Source organism: Streptococcus oralis, from assembly GCF_015561235.1.
Taxonomy (GTDB): Bacteria; Bacillota; Bacilli; order Lactobacillales; family Streptococcaceae; genus Streptococcus; species Streptococcus oralis_BK.
Genome location: NZ_JADMTC010000001.1, coordinates 1241585 through 1263386, shown reverse-complemented (window position 1 = coordinate 1263386; position 21802 = coordinate 1241585). Strand labels below are relative to the sequence as shown.

Sequence of the window (21802 nt, the reverse complement as noted above, 5' to 3'; positions counted from 1 at the left end):
ATGAAAATGAAACGATTCATAGTTATCTGGATTCTGCTATCTGCTGGATTAAATATCTGGCAGATGGACAAGATCCATAATTTAGAAGAGAAGAAGCCGATGGTTATCTACAAAGCTGATAATCAAGGTGCAGAAATTAAAGGCAGAGTCTTACAAAAGGAGAAGATTGGCGACATGTACACTATCACAGTACAAAATTACGGAGTGTTTGTAGTTACTCAAACAAACTATGAATCTCTTAAAATAGGAGATGAGGTAAGATTGTAATGACAAAGTACAAGAAACCAACTTACACCATCATTCAGGAAGCGATGGCAGAGCGCATTAGATTTCTGGAAGATGAACTGTATGAAAGGGCCTATAAGGATATTGAGATACTAGAAGCTCAAAATGATTTCTTAAAAGGTCTTTGCAACAACCAACTTGAAATTATCATGGATTATGAATGGAAGCAGATGCAAGAGCAAGCGGCATTCATAAAAGCTAATACTAGAAAGTGGAGAGCAAGATGCAACTAAGATTGAAAGAACTTAGAGAGGATCTATGTCTATCTGTAGGACAGATGGCGAAAGAGACAGGTGTTTCACAAAATACAATCCATTTGTATGAGCGAGGTGGATATCCGTCGATTAAGCAAATTGAAATGATTGCTAAAACCTATGATGTAAACCCTGCGTGGCTTGTTGGGTGGATAGATGATGAAATGATGCCTGGAGTCCAGATCGTTGAAAAAGTTGTATATAAAGAAAGTCCAACGGCAAGATTGCCAGATTATTTCAACAACAATAACGATGGTAAGATTATCAAGTGGAAGCAGTCACGAAGATATCGAGGGGGTAGGAATTGAAGAAATTAAGCGACGAAGACCTCAAAACATTAGACAGAGAACTTTTCAAATTTCAAAACGTTCAACGTACAATAGATTTGAGAAGGCTAGAACTAGAAACTCGAAATCCAGACGCTCAAAGTGGGCCTAGCGTAGGAATAAGCAAACCTACCGAAACCATTGCAATCAGAATAGCGGATGATCCAACCTTAAAATTCCTTGAAGGGTTCAAAGGGATTATCAACAAACTCTTGATCAATCTAGTTGATGAAGATAAGGAAATCTTTAATCTGCGTTGGAGATATCCTCAACTGAGGTGGGAAGAAATAGCAGAACAGAAATTCATGAGCAAAGCTACAATCTATCGACGTAGAAGGATTATCTTAGAACAGTACGCTATACTGAAAGGTGAGTTGTAAATAAGATTGAGACAAAAGACATCTTGAAGTCTCACGAAAAAAGGTCTATTATGATAGCATGAACTTCTGAAACAAAACACACATCACACTTGAGGAGTCATCCTTAATTCTAGTCAAAAAGTTGTCCAACAGAAGTATCGTCAAGAGTCAGCAAACGCTGGCTTTTTGTTTTGTGGAAAGGAGGTAGAATATGGAATTTGTATCACCGATAAAAGATAATGATGACATTCAGGCAATGAAAGATTATCTCAGAGAGTGGAATGAGATGTACTATATGCTATTCATTACAGGCCTGAATACTGGTTTGCGAGTCGGAGATATACTTACCTTGAAAGTTAAAGATGTTCAAGGCTGGCACATCAAACTGAGAGAACGGAAGACTGGCAAGCAGATAACAAGACGGATGACAAAAGAGCTCAAGAAAGAAATGAGGAGATATGTCGAGGACAAACCATTTCATCATTTCTTATTCAAGAGTAGGCAAGGTCAGAATAAAGCAATCACTCGTGAGCGAGCCTATCAAATCATACATGAAGCAGCTGAAGAACTAGGCATTGATAATGTCGGCACTCACACAATGCGAAAAACATTTGGCTATAAATATTACAACAAGACAAAGGACGTAGGAACATTACAAAAAATGTTCAATCACTCATCACCTGCAATTACCCTGAGATACATAGGGATAGAACAAGCAGAGCTTGATGATGCTTTACGGAACTTTGTCATTTAATTTTTTTAGATATTACTTTCACATAATGAGTTAAGCATAAACTGAAAAAACGAAATGCTTTAAAACCCATGCTTAGTAAGGGTTTGAGATTTAGAGTGAGTTTAACAAAATATAAGATATGTGAAAGTGAGGGGTAAAACAACATAGAAAAAGGAGTATGACATGATTAAAGAATATCGTGATATATTGTTTGAATCTGGAGCAGTTAACAAACTGAACAAAGACATTAAAAATAATCCAGGAGTGAATTTCAAGATAGTTGGGTACAATGTCATTCCAAAAGAGTTCGGACCAGATTGTACATACATTCTTGTAGATTGGGAAAAAGAAATACTGGAAGATTCTGAAACAAAAGTTTCTATAATTCCAGAATCAGAAGTAAACATAGATACAGATCCACAAACTTTAGAATTCATCTCGAAACGTTTTAACTTCCCAGATGATCATTAATGTTTTAAAAAAATGAGAAAAAAGACCCCTTGAAGTCTCACATAAAAAGGGTTATTATGATAGCATGGATTTCTTGTATGAGAGGGGATAGGTCACTGACCTGTCCCTTTTAGTATTGAGAGAGGAGGTTTGCCATGTACAACAAACCTATCAGACAATCTTTGAAGTCAAAGAAGTGGGAGAAGTTTCGTGATAGGATAATGCGAAGGTATGATTATCTTTGTCAAGAAAGTTTACGATATGGAATTTCTGTTCAAGCAGAAATGGTACATCATATCTTTCCTGTATCTGAATATCCTGAACTTGAATTCGTTGAATGGAATTGTTTGCCGTTGACGAATAAGAAACACAATACGTTTCATGATAGAGTGAACGATAGAGTAATCAACCAAGGCTTGTACTGGCAGAAAAAGAGAAAAAAAGAATTTTTAAATTTTTTCAAAAATGAAAAATGAAAATTTTTAGTCCCCCCCTCTTTAAAAAAAATCATTTTGGCCAGTAGGGTACCGGTGAAGGGAACTTTTTCCAAGTCGGGGGCCTTCAAACAAAAAGGGGGTAAAAACTAAGCGATTTTGACGAAAGGAGGTAGTTTTTGGCTAAACCAATTACAGCGAAGTCTATTAAGTCAAAAGTGGTCAAGCAGATGAAAGATTTGGGCACTTATCGTAAAGAGTTCGAAATGATCATTGATATTTTTGCAGGAATGCTCTATCAGTATCAGAAACTTGCTCAAGATTATGCTGACATGGGTTATCCAGTAACAGACACCTACGTCAATAAGGCTGGTGCAGAGAATGAGCGTAAAGTTCCAATCTTAACAGCGATGGAAATTTTGAGAAAAGACATTCTCAGCTACTCTAATCAGCTGATGATGAATCCGAAATCTCTCGGTGAGGTAGTAGAACAAGAGGGCGAGTCAGTTCTTACTGAGGTCCTGAAGTTCAAAAACGAAATCAAGAAGAAGCGAGTGACTGGCAATGGGCAATCTTGATAAAGCGAAAGAGTATGCTCGGCACGTCATTTCTCACAGAGAGGAACATTGCGAGGAGAATATTCTTGCTGCTGAAAGGTTCATTCGTGATCTTGACAATCCCGAGTTTGAAATGGATGAGGAAATCATTGATTTCGTTGTTCACTTTATCGAGAACACGATAGTACATCAGCAGGGTGATGATATGTTTGCGGTGTCAATCCGTAACAAGCCATTACTCTTGCAACCGTGGCAACATTTCGTAGTAGTCAATCTGTTTGGATTTTACTACAAGGGGTCAAATGAGCGCAGGTTCAAAGAAGCGCTTATCATGCTTGCTCGGAAGAATGGGAAGACCTCGTTTACTGCTGCAATCGCACTTGCTTATCAGATATTAGACACTGATAGCGGTTCAAAATGCTACATCGTGGCCAACTCAGTCAAGCAAGCGATGGAAGCCTTTGGATTCTTGAAGTTCAATGTTGAACGATGGAATGATAAGAACATTCGTATCAAGGACAACAACCAGGAACACTCAATCAGTGCTAACTTTGGTGATGAAGGTTCTTTCTTTATCCAAGCTTTGGCAAATGATGAGAGCCGTCTGGACGCTTTGAACGGAAACGTTGTTGTCATGGATGAAGCTCACACGATGAGAAACAGTAAGAAGTATGGTCTTATGAAGAAAACGATGTCAGCATACCGAAACAGTATGCTTTTTGTTATCTCTACAGCTGGTGATATTCCTACTGGTTTCCTTGCTAACCGTTTGAAATACTGTCAAAAGGTCCTCAAGCAATTGGTCAAAGATGATTCCTTGTTCATATTCATCTGCAAAGCTGACCAGACTACCGATGGAGACGTGGGGGATTACCTGGACGAGAATGTTCTTAAGAAAGCCAACCCCTCGTGGGGTGTGACGGTGTCGCTCAAGGCTCTGAAAGAAGAAGCAGAGCAAGCTATGAATGATCCACAGACAAGAAACGAGTTTTTCAACAAGACTTTGAATGTATTCACAAACTCTATGAATGCTTACTTCAATCCTGATGAGTTCATCGCTTCAGATAGTCAATACGATTGGACCTTAGAAGAGCTGGCACGTTTACCTATTCAGTGGTATGGTGGAGCTGACTTGTCAAGGTTGCATGACTTGACCGCTGCTGCTCTTTATGGAGTTTACCATGATGGTGAGAAAGATGTTGATATTTGCATCACACACGCTTTCTTTCCTCGTGTCAACGCTCAAAAGAAAGCCAATGATGACGGGATTCCACTCTTTGGCTGGCAGTCTGATGGTTGGTTAACAATGAGCAATACTCCAACCGTCCTTTATGACGATATCGTTAAATGGTTCATCAAGATGAGGGAGAAAGGGTTCAAGATTGCTGCTGTCGGAATGGATAGGAAGTTTGGACGTGAGTTTCTGACGAAGATGAAACAAGCTCGGTTCAAGATGATTGACCAACCTCAGCTTTTTTATCTGAAATCAGAGGGATTCAGACGGATTGAGTTCAAAGTTAAGAATAAAGAGTTTTACTATCTTCATTCTGATGCTTACGAATACTGTGTGAGCAACGTTAGAGCGATTGAAAAGGTGGATGACGCTGTGCAATATGAGAAATTAGACGGTGACGGTGGTACTGCAAGAATTGACTTGTTCGATGCCAGCGTTTTTGCTTGCATTCAGGCTCTTGCTAACCTTGGCAAGAATCAGAATGTCATGAGCTTCTTTGATTAGAGAAAGGAGGTGAGAAAAGATGGGGCTTTTAGATAGAATTTTGAAACGTGGTAAGAGTAGAAGCGGAACAAATGTTATCACTCATTCAGATTTTGGCTTTTATATCGACGGTGACGGTTATGTGCCTTTGGCTCGAAATCCTGATGTGATTGCTGCAGTTAACAAGATTGCTGACATGGTATCAAATATGACCATTCATTTGATGGAGAATACCGACAAGGGAGACATACGGGTTAAAGATGGACTAGCTCGGAAGATTGATGTAAATCCATGCGAAAACATGACTCGCAAGACTTGGATTTTCAAGATTGTGCGTGACCTGTTACTATTTGGTGACGGGAATTCGGTTCTTCATGTCGAATATGATCCTGTGAATGATTACATTTTGAACCTGAGACCATTCTCTATGAGTGAAGTATCGTTCAAGAGTGACGATGTTGGTTATGTTGTGAATTATCGTGGCATTGACTACAACTCAAGCGAAATCGTGCACTTTGTAATCAATCCTGATCCAGATAATCCATTTGTAGGGACTGGATATAGGCTTGCTTTGAGGGATATTGTTAGGAATTTAAACCTTGCAACTCAAATCAAAAAAGGCTTTATGAATGGCAAGAACGTTCCTAGCTTGATTGTTAAGGTTGATTCTTCGAATGGAGAATTGGGCACGCAAGAGGGGCGAGACAAGGTCGCTAAGAAATACTTAACAACAAGTCAGGCAGGTGAGCCGTGGATTATTCCTGATGCTTTGTTGAGTGTCGAACAGGTCAAGCCACTCAGCTTAAAAGATATCGCTATCAATGAATCTGTTGAAATTGACAAGAAAACAGTTGCTGGACTTTTGGGAGTTCCAGCTTTTATTTTAGGAGTTGGAAGTTTCGACAAAGAAGAATACAACAACTTTGTCAATACAACAGTTATGAGTATTGCTAATACAATTACTCAGACCTTAACTAGAGATTTACTAGTTTCAAACAATCGGTATTTCAAACTTAATGCTCGCTCTCTTTATTCGTATGACATTACAGAATTGTCATCAGTAGCTAAACAGATGACCCAAAATATGGCAATGCGTCGAAATGAGTGGAGGGATTGGCTTGGGATGCCACCTGATCCTGATATGGATGAGCTCCTTGCTCTTGAAAATTATCTACCGCAAGACAGACTTGGGGACCAGAAGAAGTTGAAAGGAGGTGAGGAAGAGAATGAACAAACGGAATAGTTATCGTACTGCTCAGTTCAAGACACGAGAAGAAAGTGATACTGGTGATTTGATTTTGAGCGGGTACTTTATCAAGTTCGATGAAGTTACTGAATTATGGCCGGGTTACTTTGAGGTAATCAAACGTGAGGGTGTTGAAAAAGCCATCAAAGGAGCTGACATCAGGGCATTGTTTAACCATGATGATAGTTTAGTGCTTGGTCGTACTGGTAACGGGACGGTCATTTTGGGAGTTGATGAAATCGGACTTTACGGTGATATCATCATCAACAAAGATGATCCGCAAGCTGTTGGAGCCTATGCTCGTGTTCAGCGCGGCGATGTAATTGGATGTAGCTTTGGTTTCATCCCAATCAAAATCAATACGGAAGAGCAAGCAGATGGTTCGTATCTGGACACTATCTTGGAATTAGAAATCTTTGAAGTGAGTCCATGTACTTTCCCGGCTTATCCGCAAACGGAAATTGCTGCACGACAGAAAGATTTTGAAAGTCAACAACGTGCCAATCGTGAAGCGCTGGACAAGCGCAAGAAAGAAATTAAGGAGAAATTTAACCTATGCACAAATCATTGATTTTAGGCGCTCGTATGCGCAACAAAGCAGAAAAAGTGGTAGAACTTGAAGAATCAATCAAAGAATTGAACAAGCGTTCTGAACTTGAAGCGAAGAAATTGGATCAAGCTGGAAATGATGAAGAAGTTTCAGCAGTTGAAAAGAGCCTGGAAGACATCCAAAAAGAATTGGATGAAAAATTGGCAGAAAAAGAACAACTTGAAAAAGAAATCGAAGTTTTACAAAATCAAGTTGAAGAATTGAATCGTAAAGCACCGACTTACCCAAGTCAAGAAAAACGTGGAGGACAGAAATTGGAAAAACGTGACGCAATTGCTAAATACATTCGTACTGGTCAAACTCGTGACATCGTAGGTTTGAAAACTACTGATTCAGGAAGCGCAGCTCTGATCCCTACTGAAGTACTAAAACCTCACTTCCTTGAAAAAACACGTAATCCACTTTTGGATCTTGTGGAGCGTGTTAAAGTTAACAGTGGATCCGGTAAATATCCAGTTATCAAGAAAACAGATGGTGTAATGGTTTCAACAGATGAATTGAAATCAAATCCAGAACTCGGAAAACCAGCAATCAGCGAGATTGATTATTCAATCAAGACTTACCGTGGATATGTCCCTGTGTCACAAGAAATGATTGACGACGCAGACTATGACATCATGTCCATTGTTGAAGATGAAGTGTTCAATCAAGGTGAAAATACTGAATTGTCATTAGTTACAGCTGTCCTCAAAACAGCTACCCAAGCAGATGCAGCTGGATTTGATGGTATTAAAGATATCTACAACAAGAAGCTTAAATCAATTTACAAAGCAAGCATCGTTGTAACTAAGTCAATGTTTGCTGCACTAGACAAGGTGAAGGACAAAGATGGACGCTACATGCTTCAAACTGATGTAGCTTCACCTACTGGATATTCATTTGGTGGTAAAACAATCTACAAAGTAGATGACACAGTGTTTGGAAATGAAGGGGACATGAAATTCTTCATCGGTGATGTCACTGAGTTCGTCAAAGAGTTTGACCGTGCTCAAGTATCCGTTAAATGGGTGAACAATGACATTTACGGACAATTGCTTGGGCTTTTTATCCGTTTGGATATTAAGAGAGTAGATGAAGAAGCTGGATTCTTCGGAACTTACACTGATGTTGTAGCTTAAGGAGGTAGCGTATGAGCTATAAAGTAATCCGTCCTTTCAAGGACTTGTCTGATCCTGAAAATCATGACTATGCTGTTGGCGATATCTTTCCTCGTGAAGGACATGAGCCTACAGATAGCTTTACCAATGGCCTTTTGACCGGTGCCAACACTGCTGGCTCTATCTTCCTTGAGGTTTTGGGAGATGATGAACCTAAGAAACCAGTTTCTGAAACAAAAGAAGTGAAGGAAGAGCCCGCAATTGAGCAGGAAGAAACAATTGAGGAAACTGTTGAAGAGCCTGCTAAGGAAGTTGAGGAGTAAACATGGACGAAGGTCAGCTTTTAGAATTGCTGAAGCTTAAGCTGGGTATTTCAACCCGCTTGAGAGACAAGCCGTTAGAAAAAATCATTTCAAGTGTCATCACTGAATTGACCGATAACCTTGGTATCGAGCTTGTTGGTGAGCGTGCTGACCATGAAATGTTTATCGTTGACTATGCTGCCTATCGCTATGAAGGTGGGGTGGATATGCCACGTCACCTTCAATGGCGACTGCATAATTTACAGATAGCATCAAAGAAAGAGGTCAAGAATGTGGAATCATGAAATCAAGCTGATCTCTAAGAAAGTCACAGGTAAGGATAAGTTACTACAACCAATCTCTGAAGATGTTGAAGTTACTCTCTTATGTCGTAAAAAGAAGGTTACTCGCTCTGAATTTTATCAGGCGAATCAGGCAGGGCTAAAACCGAGCTTGGTCGTTGAGATTCGAAATTTTGAGTATGAGAATCAGGAGTTTGCGAAGTTTGAAGGCAAGCAATATCGCATCTTAAAAACCTATCCTATCGATTCTGAAATTTTAGAGTTGACTTTGTCAGAGGTCTTGAAATGAGTAATGACCTTGCTGATTTGATAGCGAAAGAGCTTGCAGCTTACTCTGATGAGGTTACTGAAGAAGTGGATAAGATTGCAGAGCAAGTGGCTGATGAGACTGTGGATGAGTTGAAAGAGACAAGTCCGAAACGGTACGGAAAGTATCGTAGAAGTTGGAAAAAGAAGAAGTTGGCCAATGGCTCTTTTGTTGTGTTCAACGCAGTTGCAAGTCTTACTCACATACTTGAGAACGGACACCTTTCAAGAAATGGTGGTCGTGTCGCTGGTATCGTCCACATCAAGCCAGCTGAAGAAAAAGCAATTCAGAACTTTGAGAAGCGTATCAAGGAGATTGGGAAATGAAGCTATCAGACTTTGCTGCTATTTTGGAACAGGCAAACTTGCCTGTCACTTATCGAGCGTTTAAAATTGGGAACGCTCCTGACCTACCTTACCTGGTCTATTATGAATCGAGTCCAGCCATCAATGCAGCTGACAACACGTTTAATCATCAAATTAAGAGTGTGACAGTTGAGCTGGCTTTTGAGAATAAGGATGAAGATTTGGAAGAACGTCTGGAAGAGCTGTGGACAACCCACGAGCTCTTTTTCAATGTTCAAGAAGAAACATTTATCGAGACTGAAAGACTCTATGTCAAGTCTTATACGGTCTATCTATATTAAGGAGGAATGACATGACTCAAGAAAATAAAGTAACCTTTGGTTTAAAAAATGTTCACGTTGCGCCAATTAAATCAATCGGCGCCGATGGAGTGATTGCTTACGATGAAATTTTCCGTTTTCCTGGTGCAATGGAATTAACATTGGATCCAAAAGGTGAATCAACACCAATCAAAGCAGACGATATTGATTATCATTTCATGAACTCAAATGAAGGGTATGAAGGGAAAATCAAAATCTCTCACATTATTGAAATGTTTGCGACTAAGATTTTGGGTGAAATCAAAGATGCCCAGACGGGTGTTTTGACTGAAAAAGCCGATGCAGAATTCACATCATTTGCCTTGATGTTTGAATTTTCAGGAGACAAGAACAAAACACGACACGTCCTTTACTACTGTTCAGCAAGCCGTCCAGGCAATGGCTCAAAAACCAAAAATGGTACAAACGTCAACGAGCGTGAACTTGGCTTTAAGGCAAGTCCTCGTCCTCTGGATTCAGTCGTTAAACGTTCTATCACATCAGCTGATAATAAAGAAATTTATGACAACTGGTTCAAGAACGTATATGAACCTACTGCGGTGGCAGCTTAAGGAGAAAATCTATGCGTAAAATCGTTTTGGTTGGTGATCAGGAGTATGAGTTAGGAACTAATGGCTATACTCCTATCGCCTACAAGCAACAATTTGGGAAAGATTATTTTCAAGATTTGTTCTCGATGTTGAAAAATCAATCATTCATGAATGAATTGAACAAGCTGGAAACTGACAAGGAGTTGACAGCGACTAATATTGATATTTCGATGTTGTCAGATTTTGACATGACCTTTTTCAACCGTCTTTTTTGGACCTTTGCTAAATCTGCAAATCCTCATATCAAGCCTTATGAACAATTCTTCATGGAAATGGAAGTCTTTCCGATTCAGGAAGTTGGGCCTGTGCTGATGGAAATGCTGAATGCGAGCATGACGACAAAAAAGCACCAGATGAATCAGAATCAGCTAGCGAAGAAATCTTCACAGTAGAATCCTATCTGTCCTGCTGTAAAGAAACTGGGTTGTCTATTGATGATCTAAAGCATATCTCAATCGGAATGGCTCTGGATTATCAGACGGATTATGTGAATTTACGGAGCGAGGACAAAGGTGGCGAACGGAAGGCCACGCAAGCTGATTTTGACAGTTTTTAAAGAAAAAATGAGTGCTGAGAGAGCGATTCTGAGGTCAAGTTCATTGCCCTAACTGCATTATCAGTCGTAGAAGTTCTCTCAGCGATTTTCTATTTTTTGTGAAAGGAGGAAATATGGCAGGAAATATCAAAGGTATCAAAATTGAAATTGATGGCGACACGCAGCCCTTACAGAAGGCGCTGAAAAATGTCAATAAGGCTGCTACCGATGCGAGTCAGGAGTTGAGACAGATTGACAAGGCCTTGAAATTTGATACAGGAAACGTAACGTTACTGACTCAGAAGCAAGAAGTCTTACAAAAGCAAGTTTCGACGACCAAAGAGAAACTGGAAACTTTAAGACAAGCTCAGTCTCAGGTGGAACAGCAATTCAAAAATGGTGATATTGGAGCTGATCAGTATCGTGCTTTCCAACGTGAAGTAGAAGTGACTCAAAATATCCTAAAAGGATACGAGGGAAAACTAGCTAGTGTCAATCAGGCTCTTGAGGGTAATGGGAATGCAACCAAGAATAACCAAACTCAACTGAAAGAATTGCAGAATGAGCAGAGTCAACTTGCTTCAGAGATGACTAAGGTGACAAGCTCTTTCAAATTGCAAGAAAGTGCTTTAGGTTCAAATGCTAGCGAAGCTGAGAGAAATGCTCTTGCCCAGAAAAAGATTGGTGCCCAGTCTGAGATTGTAAGTAAACAGATTTCAAATCTAGAACAGCAATTGGAAATCACTAAAAAAGAATTTGGTGAGAACTCCACACAAGCCAACAAGATGGAAGCTGAGCTAAATCAGGCTAAGACTGCTTTTAATCATCTCAATGATGAGATGAAGGGAACAAAGTCTGCTGCAGATAGCACTCAAGAAAGTTTAAGTGAAATCTCAAGAAATTTAAGAGCAGAACTACTTCAACAGTTTAGTGAGAAGTTGAGTGCTATTTCAGAAAAGCTTGTGGAAGTAGGAAAAGAAGCGCTAGAAGCGGCTGCTCAAATGCAAGCTAGTAATGCTCAATTTACTACCGTTTTCGGAGATATGGAAACCCAAGCAAGAGAAGCGTTGAATGCTATTGGTCAGGAAATGGATATTGTCCCAGAGCGATTGCAAGGATCATTCACTCAGATGGCTTCATTTGCCAAAACTTCAGGATTGGATACAGCAGAAGCTTTGGATCTTACTTCTCGTGCAACTAGGGCGGCAGCAGATGGTGCAGCCTTTTATGATAAGTCTATTGAGAGCGTAACAGAGAGCCTACAATCTTTTTTGAAGGGAAACTTTGCTAACGATGCCGCTCTTGGAATCTCTGCGACAGAGACAACTAGGAATGCAGCTGCAAATAAATTGTACGGAAAGTCATTCAAGGACTTGAGCGAAGCGCAGAAGCAATTGACATTGCTTCAGATGGTCGAAGACGGAAATAAACTCTCAGGAGCTCTTGGACAGGCTGCAAGAGAATCAGACGGCCTAGAAAACGTGATGGGGAATCTGAAACAAGCTGGGACCAATGCATTATCTGCTATTGGTCAACCTCTTCTGGAAATGATGATCCCTGTTTTCCAAACCTTGGCAACGATTGTGAAGGGTGTGGCTGAGCTGTTCAGTTCCTTACCTGCTCCAGTAAAAGATTTTGTTGTTATTTTAGGAACAGTTGTGACTGCTGTAGGGGTCATAGCCCCCATATTCTTATCGTTGCAAGCCCTTGCTGAGTTTTTAAAAATATCTATTGGAGAAATGATAATTGCCGCATTGCCAATTATTGGAACAGCTATTGCAATTGCTGCTGCAGTTGCTGCAATTATTGTTATTGTGAAATATCTCTGGGAAACTAACGAAGGTTTTCGAGATGCGGTCACGACCGTTTGGAATGCGATTCTTGAGGTTATCAATGCAGTCGTATCAGAAATTTCTAATTTTGTCATGAGTATCTTTGGAACGGTTGTTGCTTGGTGGACGGAGAACCAGGAACTTATTCGAGCAAGTGCTGAGACTGTCTGGAATGCCATCTATACAGTTATAAGTACAATTCTGGAAATTTTAGGCCCACTCATTCAAGCCGCATGGGATAATATTCAACTGATCATTACAACAGCTTGGGAAATTATCAAGACCGTTGTTGAGACTGCAATCAATGTTGTCCTTGGTATTATCCAAGCAGTTATGCAGATAATCACTGGCGATTGGTCAGGTGCTTGGGAAACTATCAAGGGAGTATTCTCTACTGTATGGCAAGCTATTCAAAGCATTGTTCAGACCATTTTTTCAGCTATCCAGAGCTACATTTCAAATGTTCTCAATGGTATTTCAGGAACTGTATCAAATATCTGGAACGGCATCAAGGATACTGTCTCAAATGTGTTAAATGCTATATCTAGTACTGTATCAAGCGTTTGGGAAGGCATCAAGAGTACCATTTCAGGTGCAATCAACGGTGCAAAAGATGCCGTATCTTCAGCTATTGAAGCTATCAAAGGATTGTTTAACTTCAGTATTAGCTGGCCACACATCCCACTACCTCACTTTTATGTGAGTGGTTCGGCCAATCCATTAGATTGGTTGAGTCAAGGTGTTCCAAGTATTGGAATTGAATGGTATGCCAAAGGCGGTATCATGACAAAACCAACCATCTTTGGAATGAATGGAAATAACATGATGGTTGGCGGTGAAGCTGGGAATGAAGCAGTGTTACCACTCAATGACAAGACACTTGGTGCTATCGGTCGAGGTATTGCTCAGACAATGGGTGGAACTTCACCGACCATCAACATTACCATTAGTGGCAATACTATCAGAGAAGAAGCTGACATCATTAGGATTGCTGATGAGGTAGCGCAGAGGATTGCTGACGAATTGCAACGTAAAACACAATTGAGAGGAGGGTTTACATGATAAAGCATAATGAGCTTGTGATTGACGGTGTGAGAACATCGTCTTTTCCTTTTAAGGTCATTGTCCATGATTCTCCCTCAATCGCTCTGGGAGACAGCAAGACAGCTCTCTTGGAGCATGGTGGTATCAGTGGAGCAATCGTTCAGACAAACAAGCATAGGGAACTGGTCAAGAAAACTTATACGATTTATTTGGTCAAACCTACTGAAGAACAGATGAACCAATTTATGAGTCTGTTTATCCGTGAAAAGTTCTGGCTAGAGAGTGAGCGAGTCAAAACAACTCGTCTTTGGTGCTATAAGGTCAATGTGAGTGACCTTGAAGAAGTGCAACCTGGTCTTTATATGACTAAAGCAACCTTCACTTGTCATCCTACCAAATACTTCAAAACCATTGATACACAAAGATTGACAAGAAACGGAGTCTTGACAACTCAAGGTTCTGCTCTTGCCTTTCCTAAAATCACAATCGTTGGTCAGAGCGCTTCTGAGACTTCATTTACAATCGCTGGTCAGGTCATTCGTCTTGAAAGGCTTACTGAATCACTTGTGATGGTCAATAATCCTGACAACCCTAGCTTTAAAACGACAACAGGGAAACCAGTGAAATGGTCAGGGGATTTTATCACAGTTGATCCAGCGAAAGTGAAGAATGTTGGGGTTGTTCTAGGCTCAGGTATTCAATCGCTTGAAATCGAAACGGTTTGGGGGTGGGCATAATTGCTTTATTTACTTAATAAAGATGTGAGGACTGTTCGGTGGAACGGAGAGCCACTTCATGAAGCGACTTCGGCGATTGTTAAAGAGACCATGAATGGCGATTTCACCTTAACTGTGAAATATCCTATTTCTGACTCTGGTATTTATCAACTTATTCAAGAAGATATGTTGATAAAAGCGCCGACTCCTGTTCTTGGTGCGCAGCTATTTCGCATTAAGAAACCTGTTGAACACAATGATCATCTGGAAATCACAGCCTATCACATCTCAGACGATGTGATGCAACGTTCTATCACACCAGTGAGCGTGACTAGTCAGAGCTGTGGCATGGCTCTTTCTCGCATGGTTCAAAATACCAAAACCGCTTTGGGAGATTTTTCTTTCAATAGCGATATCCAGGATCGTAGGACCTTCAACACGACTGAAACAGAAACTCTGTACTCTGTATTGCTGGACGGTAAGCACAGCATTGTTGGTACATGGGAAGGCGAGCTGGTTCGTGACAACTTTGCAATGACTATCAAGAAGAGTCGTGGTGAGAATCGTGGTGTTGTTATCACAACGCACAAAAATCTGAAGGACTACCAACGTACAAAAAACAGTCAGAATGTTGTCACAAGAATCCATGCCAAATCGACTTTTAAACCTGAAGGTGCTGAAAAGGAAACGACCATCAGAGTGACTGTTGATAGTCCTCTTATCAACTCTTACCCTTATATCAATGAAAAAGAGTATGAGAACAACAACGCAAAGAGCGTTGAAGAGTTGCAGAAGTGGGCACAGGCTAAATTTACAAATCAAGGCATTGACAAGGTCTCTGATGCTATCAAGATTGAAGCCTTTGAACTTGATGGCCAAGTTGTTCACATGGGGGATACGGTCAATCTCAAGAGCTGGAAACATAATGTCGATGCATTCAAGAAAGCTATCGCTTATGAGTTCGATGCCTTGAAAGAAGAGTACATCTCTCTGACTTTCGATGATAAGGCAGGAATTGGTGGTTCTAGGGCTTCTGGTGGACTATCTAGCGCAGCCGATGCAATCCTTGGTGTGGCAGAATCAGCTCAAGAAATCGCCCTTGAAAAGGCTCTTCAAAATGCTGACTTAGACTTTGATCATCAAGCTGGATTGCTTAGACAGGAAATTTCGGACGGAATCGAACTGGCAAAAGCCAAGGCGGAAGAAGTTAAGAGAGAACTCTCTGATATAATCGACCAGCGCTTTAGCAGTTTTGATAATGCTTCGATACAAGAAGCCAAACGCAGGGCTGAAGAAGCTTTGAGAAACGCTGGCGCTAGTAGTCTGCTTGCCCAGGAAGCCAAGCGGATTGGGTTGGATTCGATTGCTAGACTTGAAGAATTCAAGAGACAGACTACGAGCGCTCAAACGGCTCTGTCGGGTGATTTGGACGCTCTGAAACGGACCATCGTGAATGATATTCGACCGAAGCAAGAACAGGTTACAGCTGAGATTGCTAAGCAAGTTGAAGCACTTACCCAGACAAAAAAAGAATTGGCTGGTGTGAAGACGGCACAAGCGACCTATGAAGAGACGACGACGCGTAGACTGGCAGAGCTGGCCAACGTGGCTGACGGTAAGGCTAGTAAGTCTGAGCTCACGCAGACAGCTGAGGAGCTTGCTAGTAAGATAGCGAGTGTGAGGGTCGGAGGAGTCAACCTATTTAAAGGCTCGAAAGATTTCAGCGGTTCTTGGGTAAACCTCGGCAATTGGACGAGAGAGTCAGAGAAATATCAAGGCATGACTGTCATGAGTCGAGTAGGTACATGGTTCGGCATATCACAGGCTTTTGAAACCAAAAAAGGCGAAGTCTATACTCTCTCGTTCTACATCAAGAGTAGCATCGATAGAGATCGGGTAAATGTGTATTTCACACATGCTTCAACCAATCAGCTTGCTAGAACATCGCCATACATGTCCTCAGTGAATATTTCAAACGAATGGCAGCGAACTTCTGTGACTTTCGAAATTACAGAATCAGGATTTATTTTGCCACGCATTGAGAGATTCAATACTGAAGCTCCTGTATATGTTGCAGGTCTTAAGTTGGAACGAGGGAATATCTCGACTGATTACAGTGAAGCTCCTGAAGATATAGAAGGTCAGATTTCAATTGTTGAATCCAGTTTCAGACAGCGTGCTGATGCACTCGATGCTGGGGTGAGTCGTCTGACTGAAGGTCTTAGAACCAAAGTGGATATCAGCTCACTCAACGTGACTGCTGAGAATATCAGGCAGTCTGTGAAGAGTCTTGAGACAGACACGCAGAACAAGCTGAACCAAAAGCTCAGCACAGCTGAGTTTGATGTGCGAGCATCTGGTATTAGACAAGAGATTGTCAATGCTACCAAAGATAAGGCTGACAGAGCCTTGGTTACGGCCGAAGCTGGGAAACTGCGTACAGAATTATCAACTGTTCAGGCATATATTGAGAAAGACAGTCAGCGACAGGATGCCCTGCAACGCTATGCTCGAGAAGAGAGTGCTCGTCAAGTTAATGCAGTTCGTGAGCAGATATCTAGAGACTACGTTGGTAAGGCTACTCATCAAGAGGATGTGAGAGGTCTTGAGCGTAGGTTTGAATCTATCACCAATCCACAAAATGGCACGATAGCGACTCAGATTGCTAACTACAATCAATCAGTTGATGGCAGATTTGCAGGTATCATTTCTCAGATTGCTACCAAGGCAAATCAGACAGACTTTCAGCGAGTGCAAGAGACTAGCAAACTGTACGAGCGCATTATTGGCCGTAGCGAGTCTGACATCGCTGATAAAGTCGCTCGCATGGCTTTGACGAATCAGCTATTCCAGATTGAAGTTGCAAAAAATGCCAGCAATGGTCAAAATTTGTTGAAAGGTACAAAAGACTTTTCAGGAGATTGGAAAAACAAGTCTGCTAATTGGAAAAAGCACGCTGAAAAATACAAAGGTGTTGATGTCCTATTTAAAAATAATTCGTGGAATGGCATTGGACAAGAGATTGATGTAAAGATTGGTGAAATCTATACATTCAGTTTGTGGATGAAGAGCGATTGGAAGAATGATACAGTAAATTTTTATGTAAATAGAAATGGCTCTGTTGAAAAGGGGTGGGGCATTCCAGCTTCAACATCGGTTGCTATAACAAACGAATGGAAGCGTTATTCTTTTACATTCAACATCACAGCTAATGGATTCATCTTCCCTCGAGTAGAACGACTAAATCAAGATACAAACCTTTACGTTGCAGGCCTTAAGCTTGAAAAAGGATCGTATGCAACACCTTACACAGAAGCTCCAGAGGACACGAATGAAGCCATTCGCTCTGTTCAAACTCAACTAGCTGGCTCATGGGCTGTCCAAAATCTAACTAGTGCAGGTGATTTGATTTCAGGAATCAATCTTGGTGCTAACGGTCACAACCGTATCACTGGTAAGTTGACTCATATTACGGGTGAAACCTTGATTGATAAGGCAGTTATCAAGTCGGCTATGGTTGATAAGCTGAAGACGGCCAATTTTGAAGCAGGTTCAGTGACTACTGTAATCTTAGATGCTGAAGCTGTTACGGCCGAAAAATTGAAGGTTGACCAGGCCTTCTTTAACAAACTTGTCGCAAACGAAGCTTACTTGAGTCAACTATTTGCCAAACAAGCCTTTATTAACCGAGTTCAGAGTGTTGCAATCGATGCAAGTCAGGTTCGGTCAGGCATTTTAAGCGGTGACCGAATCTATGGTGGAACGATTCGAGGAGCAAGCATCTACGGTGGAACCTTAACAGGACATACCCAAATTCAACTAGGCTCTTATGGCTCGTTTGATACCGTCAATGGCGGTCTACAAATCAATGTGCCTCGTACTGTCAATGCCAAAGATGGATTGGGGGTTCAGTTCATTGGGTCTTACGGCCGTGGTGAGAATGTCCCTTACGGTCTTTTCATATACAAAGATTCTGATTTTACAGTAGGTGGGACTGCAGAAACAAGTGATGATTTTCTTTTAACGGTTGAAGGCTACATCAATGCGAAAGGCATTGGTTGGCTTAAGACAGGGAAAGGCAGTGTCAATGGTAAAACAACAGGTACTATTGGACTCTGGAACTCAGACAATGTATCTTTGAGCTTTGGTGGATCAGGGAATGATATCTACTATAGTTACAATGGCACAGCATACAGTCTGTGGTCAGTTGTCAATCAGCACTTTTCAGACAGACGTCTGAAGGACAATATTGTTGCTTGCGAGCACAAGGCTCTTGATTATATCCATCAATTCCAGTTCAAGGAATACGATTGGAAGAAGCAAGAGGATAGACCACAACAAGCACACACGAAGATTGGTTTGATTGCGCAAGAAGTTCAAGCGGTGGATTCTACGCTCGTCTATGAGAATGGAGATACGCTGAACCTAGACAATCTCAGATTGACCAATATTGCACTCAAAGCTATTCAGGAGCTTGCTCTTGAATATAGAAAACTTACACAAAGATTGGAGAAATTAGAAAATGAACGCAGAACAGCTTAACCAGGTTCTAGAGATGACAATTGATGACATGCTAGTTGACTCAAAGACATCAATGCTTAGACATAATCTGTTGAAGATTCAACTAGGGGAAAAAGAAGCAGAGAATCAAAGACTTCAAGCACGAGTGGATGAGCTGGAAGCTCTGCTTGATGAACAAACTAAACCAGCAGAAGGAGCATAAACATGGCAATCAATGGGTATAATCTATCAACAAAACCGTACTTAAGAATTTCTGGTTCTAATGTTGAGACCGTGGTAGAAATTCAACTATCAGAGGGCAACCGTTACAGCACTAACTCACGATCATTTCCTGGAGACCGGACAAATGAATCGGAAGATGTCTTGATTCAAGATGTGCTGGATATCTTAAAAGCTGAGCTAGATCCAGGAAGCGCCATTGTCAAAACACAGGCGCAGCTTGAACAGGCCAATCAGAAGATTGCGCAAAACGAGAGTGAACAGAACAAGCTTGCAGCTCTTATTAAGCAGACTGAAGAGAATTCGAAGGTGAATCAGAAGGTCATTCATGTTCTTGTCTTGAACTCTGTCATGAGCAAGAACATCGAGTACGGTACGACCTACAAGGAGTTGATTGAGTTGATTCCACTTGCTGAAGTCGGGAAGACCTACTTACCACATGACCTGATTACGATTGAAGATCCTGAACACGTAGAGGTCAATGGCGAAGGGAAACGCATTTTGGTTCAGCTTAATAAGGAGTTTACTTACAATGGTGAACCTGTTAGCGCATTTGTGACAAATGGCTCCCTGGAACAAAACGGTACGGGTGTTGCTTGGAAATTCGAAGGGAAAGAATAGGAGAAATACATGAAATTTGAATTGTTTAACTTTTTTAGAAGTCTAATCCAAACAGAAGATGGCTTGGTATTGTATGCCTTAAGCTTAATTGTCATTATGGAAATTGTTGATTTTGCATCAGGAACGTTTGCAGCAATTGCAAATCCAGAAATTGAATACAAGAGCAAGATTGGTATTAACGGTCTGATTCGAAAAATTCTTGGTGTTCTCTTGTTGATGGTATTGATTCCGATGTCTGTCTTGTTGCCTGAAAAAACAGGTTTCGCATTTCTATACTCGATTTACCTGGGATATTTGCTTTTCACATTCCAGTCACTCATCGAAAATTACCGTAAGTTGAAAGGGAACGTGACAATCTTCCAACCTATCATTAAGGCATTTGAGCGTTTATCTGGCGATAAAAACGATAAGAACGAAGGAGAAAAATAATGGATATTGATACAAGTAGATTAAGAACAGACCTTCCACAGGTAGGAGAACAACCATACAGACAAATTCATGCACATTCAACAGGAAATCCAAATTCGACTGCCCAAAATGAAGCAGACTACCACATGCGCCGCCCAGTTGATTCAGGTTTTTTCTCACATGTCGTCGGTAACGGCCGTGTGATGCAGACCTGGTACACTGATATGGGAGCCTATGACGTAGGCGGGGGTTGGAACGTTGAAGGATACGGCCAAGTTGAGCTGATTGAAAGCCATGAAACAAAAGAAGAGTTCATGCGTGATTATAAGCTCTATGTCGAGCTTCTACGGAACCTTGCTGATGAAGCTGGTATTCCTAAAACGCTAGACTCTGATAGCTTGGCTGGAATTAAAACTCACCAATACTGTACGTATAACCAGCCACGAAACTACTCCGACCATGTGGATCCATACCCTTACCTTGCAAAATGGGGCATCAGTCGTGAGCAGTTCAAGAAAGACATCGAAGGCGGTCTATCTGAAGCTGGTTGGAAACAAAATGGCACTGGCTGGTGGTGGGAGGAGTCAGATGGCTCTTATCCTACAAACCGCTGGAAACAAATCAACAACGAATGGTTCTACTTTGATGATCGTGGTTATTGCCTAATCAATCGATGGTTCAATGATGGAAAAGATTGGTTCTATCTTGATAAGCGTGGGGCAATGGTTACAGGCTGGATGTTCCTGAACCATCGCTGGTATTTCTTCAAGTCAGATGGTCGTATGGCTACTGGCTGGGTTAAATATCGTGAAACCTGGTATTTCATGGAAGAAAAAGACGGCTACATGCTATCCAAACAATTCGTCAAATCAGGTGACGGCTGGTATTACTTGAAGGCAAACGGTGAACTTCATACAGATCCAGCATTCAAAACCGAACCAGATGGTCTTATCACGGTAGTTGATAAAGAAAAAGAAGAAAAGCAACAATAGGAAGAGTTTCAAAATAGATTACACTTACCGCAGGCTAACGCTTGCGGTTTTTTTGTTTGCAATAATAAAAGCAGTGACCGAAATCACTGCTTTACCCTTATAAATTATTTTAGAATTCTAGTAAGTTATTGCTAACAACAGCTTCAAGAGCTAAAGATTTGCTTCCAGCATCTTCAAAATCAATAGTAATTGCATTGTCTTCAATTTTAACTACTTTACCAGTTCCAAACAATGGGTGTTTAACTGTTGAACATACAATATCCTTGTGAGACTCAATCCATTCTTTGACTTTCTCATTTTCTTCCTGAGGCTGAAGAAGACCAGATTGTTTCATCAATTCGACTGCCTCAAAATATCCATCTACAAATGTCTGTTTGAAATCTGATCCCATAGACAATTCTGAACGTTTTACAGGTTCACCAAGCCCTAGCATTAGTTTAATAGCTTTCAAAATAACGTCATCAGGGACGTTGCGACTATCAAGCTGCCCACCAACTGCGTCACCATAAACACCGTAGAAATGGCCATCTTCCCCATCAATACCATAAATATCCATGATGTTACTTGTCCTAAGATTGCAATAAACTGCTCCATCTTCATTTACAATAGCATACGATACATCGTTATTTTTAATTTCTTCAAGTAGTTGTTTTGCGTTTT

27 protein-coding genes are annotated in these 21802 nt (G+C 40.9%); all 27 read left to right on the top strand.

Going from position 1 to position 21802, the window contains the following annotated elements:
* Nucleotides 1-6: 6 nt before the first annotated feature.
* The 27 genes from I2H52_RS06375 (at nucleotide 7) to I2H52_RS06250 (ending at nucleotide 21142) form a co-directional block, all read left to right on the top strand.
* Complete coding sequence (locus tag I2H52_RS06375) at nucleotides 7-267, top strand: DUF1372 family protein (protein WP_195594777.1); 261 nt, start codon at nucleotides 7-9, stop codon at nucleotides 265-267.
* A complete protein-coding gene (locus I2H52_RS06370; protein ID WP_195594775.1) occupies nucleotides 267-518 on the top strand; it encodes a hypothetical protein in 252 nt (83 codons plus the stop codon). The genes I2H52_RS06375 and I2H52_RS06370 overlap by 1 nt, the downstream gene beginning before the upstream one ends.
* Nucleotides 509-847 (top strand): helix-turn-helix domain-containing protein, encoded by a 339-nt coding sequence (locus I2H52_RS06365; RefSeq protein ID WP_195594773.1) that lies wholly within the window; start codon nucleotides 509-511, stop codon nucleotides 845-847. The genes I2H52_RS06370 and I2H52_RS06365 overlap by 10 nt, the downstream gene beginning before the upstream one ends.
* Nucleotides 844-1245 (top strand): transcriptional regulator, encoded by a 402-nt coding sequence (locus tag I2H52_RS06360; protein ID WP_195594772.1) that lies wholly within the window; start codon nucleotides 844-846, stop codon nucleotides 1243-1245. The genes I2H52_RS06365 and I2H52_RS06360 overlap by 4 nt, the downstream gene beginning before the upstream one ends.
* A 190-nt stretch (nucleotides 1246-1435) precedes the next feature.
* The gene (locus I2H52_RS06355; RefSeq protein ID WP_049543898.1) at nucleotides 1436-1978 is read left to right on the top strand and encodes a site-specific integrase; all 543 of its coding nucleotides are present in this window, start codon (nucleotides 1436-1438) and stop codon (nucleotides 1976-1978) included.
* 162 nt (nucleotides 1979-2140) lie between these two features.
* Entirely contained in the window at nucleotides 2141-2428 is a 288-nt protein-coding gene (locus I2H52_RS06350) for a hypothetical protein (protein ID WP_195594770.1), read from the top strand.
* A gap of 134 nt (nucleotides 2429-2562) precedes the next feature.
* Nucleotides 2563-2883, top strand: coding sequence for an HNH endonuclease (locus tag I2H52_RS06345; protein WP_195594768.1), 321 nt, complete (start codon nucleotides 2563-2565; stop codon nucleotides 2881-2883).
* Between the two features lie 137 nt (nucleotides 2884-3020).
* Complete coding sequence (locus I2H52_RS06340) at nucleotides 3021-3419, top strand: P27 family phage terminase small subunit (RefSeq protein WP_195594766.1); 399 nt, start codon at nucleotides 3021-3023, stop codon at nucleotides 3417-3419.
* Nucleotides 3406-5136, top strand: a complete 1731-nt coding sequence (locus I2H52_RS06335) for a terminase large subunit (protein ID WP_195594765.1) — start codon at nucleotides 3406-3408, stop codon at nucleotides 5134-5136. The genes I2H52_RS06340 and I2H52_RS06335 overlap by 14 nt, the downstream gene beginning before the upstream one ends.
* Before the next feature lie 19 nt (nucleotides 5137-5155).
* Nucleotides 5156-6358 (top strand): phage portal protein, encoded by a 1203-nt coding sequence (locus I2H52_RS06330; protein ID WP_195594762.1) that lies wholly within the window; start codon nucleotides 5156-5158, stop codon nucleotides 6356-6358.
* Entirely contained in the window at nucleotides 6342-6932 is a 591-nt protein-coding gene (locus tag I2H52_RS06325) for an HK97 family phage prohead protease (RefSeq protein WP_084911244.1), read from the top strand. Before I2H52_RS06330 ends, I2H52_RS06325 begins: the two co-directional genes overlap by 17 nt.
* Nucleotides 6917-8089: a phage major capsid protein gene (locus tag I2H52_RS06320; RefSeq protein ID WP_195594760.1), complete on the top strand. Its 1173-nt coding sequence runs from the start codon at nucleotides 6917-6919 to the stop codon at nucleotides 8087-8089. Before I2H52_RS06325 ends, I2H52_RS06320 begins: the two co-directional genes overlap by 16 nt.
* Nucleotides 8090-8100: 11 nt before the next feature.
* Nucleotides 8101-8391 (top strand): hypothetical protein, encoded by a 291-nt coding sequence (locus I2H52_RS06315; protein WP_195594758.1) that lies wholly within the window; start codon nucleotides 8101-8103, stop codon nucleotides 8389-8391.
* Between the two features lie 2 nt (nucleotides 8392-8393).
* Nucleotides 8394-8675 carry a hypothetical protein gene (locus tag I2H52_RS06310; RefSeq protein ID WP_061864902.1) on the top strand — a complete coding sequence of 94 codons (282 nt, stop codon included), beginning with the start codon at nucleotides 8394-8396 and terminating at the stop codon, nucleotides 8673-8675.
* Nucleotides 8662-8961 (top strand): phage head closure protein, encoded by a 300-nt coding sequence (locus I2H52_RS06305; RefSeq protein ID WP_070837064.1) that lies wholly within the window; start codon nucleotides 8662-8664, stop codon nucleotides 8959-8961. Before I2H52_RS06310 ends, I2H52_RS06305 begins: the two co-directional genes overlap by 14 nt.
* Nucleotides 8958-9305 carry an HK97 gp10 family phage protein gene (locus tag I2H52_RS06300; protein WP_000063884.1) on the top strand — a complete coding sequence of 116 codons (348 nt, stop codon included), beginning with the start codon at nucleotides 8958-8960 and terminating at the stop codon, nucleotides 9303-9305. The genes I2H52_RS06305 and I2H52_RS06300 overlap by 4 nt, the downstream gene beginning before the upstream one ends.
* Entirely contained in the window at nucleotides 9302-9625 is a 324-nt protein-coding gene (locus I2H52_RS06295) for a hypothetical protein (RefSeq protein WP_195594756.1), read from the top strand. The genes I2H52_RS06300 and I2H52_RS06295 overlap by 4 nt, the downstream gene beginning before the upstream one ends.
* Nucleotides 9626-9636: 11 nt before the next feature.
* Nucleotides 9637-10215: a major tail protein gene (locus tag I2H52_RS06290; protein ID WP_195594754.1), complete on the top strand. Its 579-nt coding sequence runs from the start codon at nucleotides 9637-9639 to the stop codon at nucleotides 10213-10215.
* Between the two features lie 11 nt (nucleotides 10216-10226).
* Nucleotides 10227-10646, top strand: coding sequence for a hypothetical protein (locus I2H52_RS06285; RefSeq protein ID WP_033585117.1), 420 nt, complete (start codon nucleotides 10227-10229; stop codon nucleotides 10644-10646).
* Nucleotides 10647-10678: 32 nt separating this feature from the next.
* Nucleotides 10679-10810, top strand: coding sequence for a hypothetical protein (locus tag I2H52_RS09810; RefSeq protein ID WP_000020578.1), 132 nt, complete (start codon nucleotides 10679-10681; stop codon nucleotides 10808-10810).
* Nucleotides 10811-10923: 113 nt separating this feature from the next.
* Nucleotides 10924-13683, top strand: coding sequence for a phage tail tape measure protein (locus I2H52_RS06280; protein WP_195594752.1), 2760 nt, complete (start codon nucleotides 10924-10926; stop codon nucleotides 13681-13683).
* Nucleotides 13680-14402: a phage tail protein gene (locus I2H52_RS06275; RefSeq protein ID WP_195594750.1), complete on the top strand. Its 723-nt coding sequence runs from the start codon at nucleotides 13680-13682 to the stop codon at nucleotides 14400-14402. Before I2H52_RS06280 ends, I2H52_RS06275 begins: the two co-directional genes overlap by 4 nt.
* Nucleotides 14403-18923, top strand: a complete 4521-nt coding sequence (locus tag I2H52_RS06270; RefSeq protein WP_229104494.1) for a phage tail spike protein — start codon at nucleotides 14403-14405, stop codon at nucleotides 18921-18923. It abuts the gene before it with no gap.
* Nucleotides 18904-19104: a hypothetical protein gene (locus I2H52_RS06265; protein ID WP_195594748.1), complete on the top strand. Its 201-nt coding sequence runs from the start codon at nucleotides 18904-18906 to the stop codon at nucleotides 19102-19104. The genes I2H52_RS06270 and I2H52_RS06265 overlap by 20 nt, the downstream gene beginning before the upstream one ends.
* 2 nt (nucleotides 19105-19106) lie before the next feature.
* A complete protein-coding gene (locus I2H52_RS06260; protein WP_195594746.1) occupies nucleotides 19107-19742 on the top strand; it encodes a hypothetical protein in 636 nt (211 codons plus the stop codon).
* Nucleotides 19743-19751: 9 nt separating this feature from the next.
* Nucleotides 19752-20171, top strand: a complete 420-nt coding sequence (locus tag I2H52_RS06255; RefSeq protein ID WP_195594744.1) for a phage holin family protein — start codon at nucleotides 19752-19754, stop codon at nucleotides 20169-20171.
* Nucleotides 20171-21142, top strand: a complete 972-nt coding sequence (locus I2H52_RS06250) for an N-acetylmuramoyl-L-alanine amidase family protein (protein ID WP_195594742.1) — start codon at nucleotides 20171-20173, stop codon at nucleotides 21140-21142. Before I2H52_RS06255 ends, I2H52_RS06250 begins: the two co-directional genes overlap by 1 nt.
* Nucleotides 21143-21802 lie beyond the last annotated feature (660 nt).

Excerpts from the sequence above, each read along its gene's own strand:
- I2H52_RS06375 (WP_195594777.1), top strand. The coding sequence starts at position 7 with ATGAAACGATTCATAGTTATCTGGATTCTGCTATCTGCTGGATTAAAT.
- I2H52_RS06370 (WP_195594775.1), top strand. The coding sequence starts at position 267 with ATGACAAAGTACAAGAAACCAACTTACACCATCATTCAGGAAGCGATG.
- I2H52_RS06365 (WP_195594773.1), top strand. The coding sequence starts at position 509 with ATGCAACTAAGATTGAAAGAACTTAGAGAGGATCTATGTCTATCTGTA.
- I2H52_RS06355 (WP_049543898.1), top strand. The coding sequence starts at position 1,436 with ATGGAATTTGTATCACCGATAAAAGATAATGATGACATTCAGGCAATG.
- I2H52_RS06350 (WP_195594770.1), top strand. The coding sequence starts at position 2,141 with ATGATTAAAGAATATCGTGATATATTGTTTGAATCTGGAGCAGTTAAC.
- I2H52_RS06345 (WP_195594768.1), top strand. The coding sequence starts at position 2,563 with ATGTACAACAAACCTATCAGACAATCTTTGAAGTCAAAGAAGTGGGAG.
- I2H52_RS06335 (WP_195594765.1), top strand. The coding sequence starts at position 3,406 with ATGGGCAATCTTGATAAAGCGAAAGAGTATGCTCGGCACGTCATTTCT.
- I2H52_RS06330 (WP_195594762.1), top strand. The coding sequence starts at position 5,156 with ATGGGGCTTTTAGATAGAATTTTGAAACGTGGTAAGAGTAGAAGCGGA.
- I2H52_RS06325 (WP_084911244.1), top strand. The coding sequence starts at position 6,342 with ATGAACAAACGGAATAGTTATCGTACTGCTCAGTTCAAGACACGAGAA.
- I2H52_RS06320 (WP_195594760.1), top strand. The coding sequence starts at position 6,917 with ATGCACAAATCATTGATTTTAGGCGCTCGTATGCGCAACAAAGCAGAA.
- I2H52_RS06315 (WP_195594758.1), top strand. The coding sequence starts at position 8,101 with ATGAGCTATAAAGTAATCCGTCCTTTCAAGGACTTGTCTGATCCTGAA.
- I2H52_RS06310 (WP_061864902.1), top strand. The coding sequence starts at position 8,394 with ATGGACGAAGGTCAGCTTTTAGAATTGCTGAAGCTTAAGCTGGGTATT.
- I2H52_RS06305 (WP_070837064.1), top strand. The coding sequence starts at position 8,662 with ATGTGGAATCATGAAATCAAGCTGATCTCTAAGAAAGTCACAGGTAAG.
- I2H52_RS06300 (WP_000063884.1), top strand. The coding sequence starts at position 8,958 with ATGAGTAATGACCTTGCTGATTTGATAGCGAAAGAGCTTGCAGCTTAC.
- I2H52_RS06295 (WP_195594756.1), top strand. The coding sequence starts at position 9,302 with ATGAAGCTATCAGACTTTGCTGCTATTTTGGAACAGGCAAACTTGCCT.
- I2H52_RS06290 (WP_195594754.1), top strand. The coding sequence starts at position 9,637 with ATGACTCAAGAAAATAAAGTAACCTTTGGTTTAAAAAATGTTCACGTT.
- I2H52_RS06285 (WP_033585117.1), top strand. The coding sequence starts at position 10,227 with ATGCGTAAAATCGTTTTGGTTGGTGATCAGGAGTATGAGTTAGGAACT.
- I2H52_RS06280 (WP_195594752.1), top strand. The coding sequence starts at position 10,924 with ATGGCAGGAAATATCAAAGGTATCAAAATTGAAATTGATGGCGACACG.
- I2H52_RS06275 (WP_195594750.1), top strand. The coding sequence starts at position 13,680 with ATGATAAAGCATAATGAGCTTGTGATTGACGGTGTGAGAACATCGTCT.
- I2H52_RS06265 (WP_195594748.1), top strand. The coding sequence starts at position 18,904 with ATGAACGCAGAACAGCTTAACCAGGTTCTAGAGATGACAATTGATGAC.
- I2H52_RS06260 (WP_195594746.1), top strand. The coding sequence starts at position 19,107 with ATGGCAATCAATGGGTATAATCTATCAACAAAACCGTACTTAAGAATT.
- I2H52_RS06255 (WP_195594744.1), top strand. The coding sequence starts at position 19,752 with ATGAAATTTGAATTGTTTAACTTTTTTAGAAGTCTAATCCAAACAGAA.
- I2H52_RS06250 (WP_195594742.1), top strand. The coding sequence starts at position 20,171 with ATGGATATTGATACAAGTAGATTAAGAACAGACCTTCCACAGGTAGGA.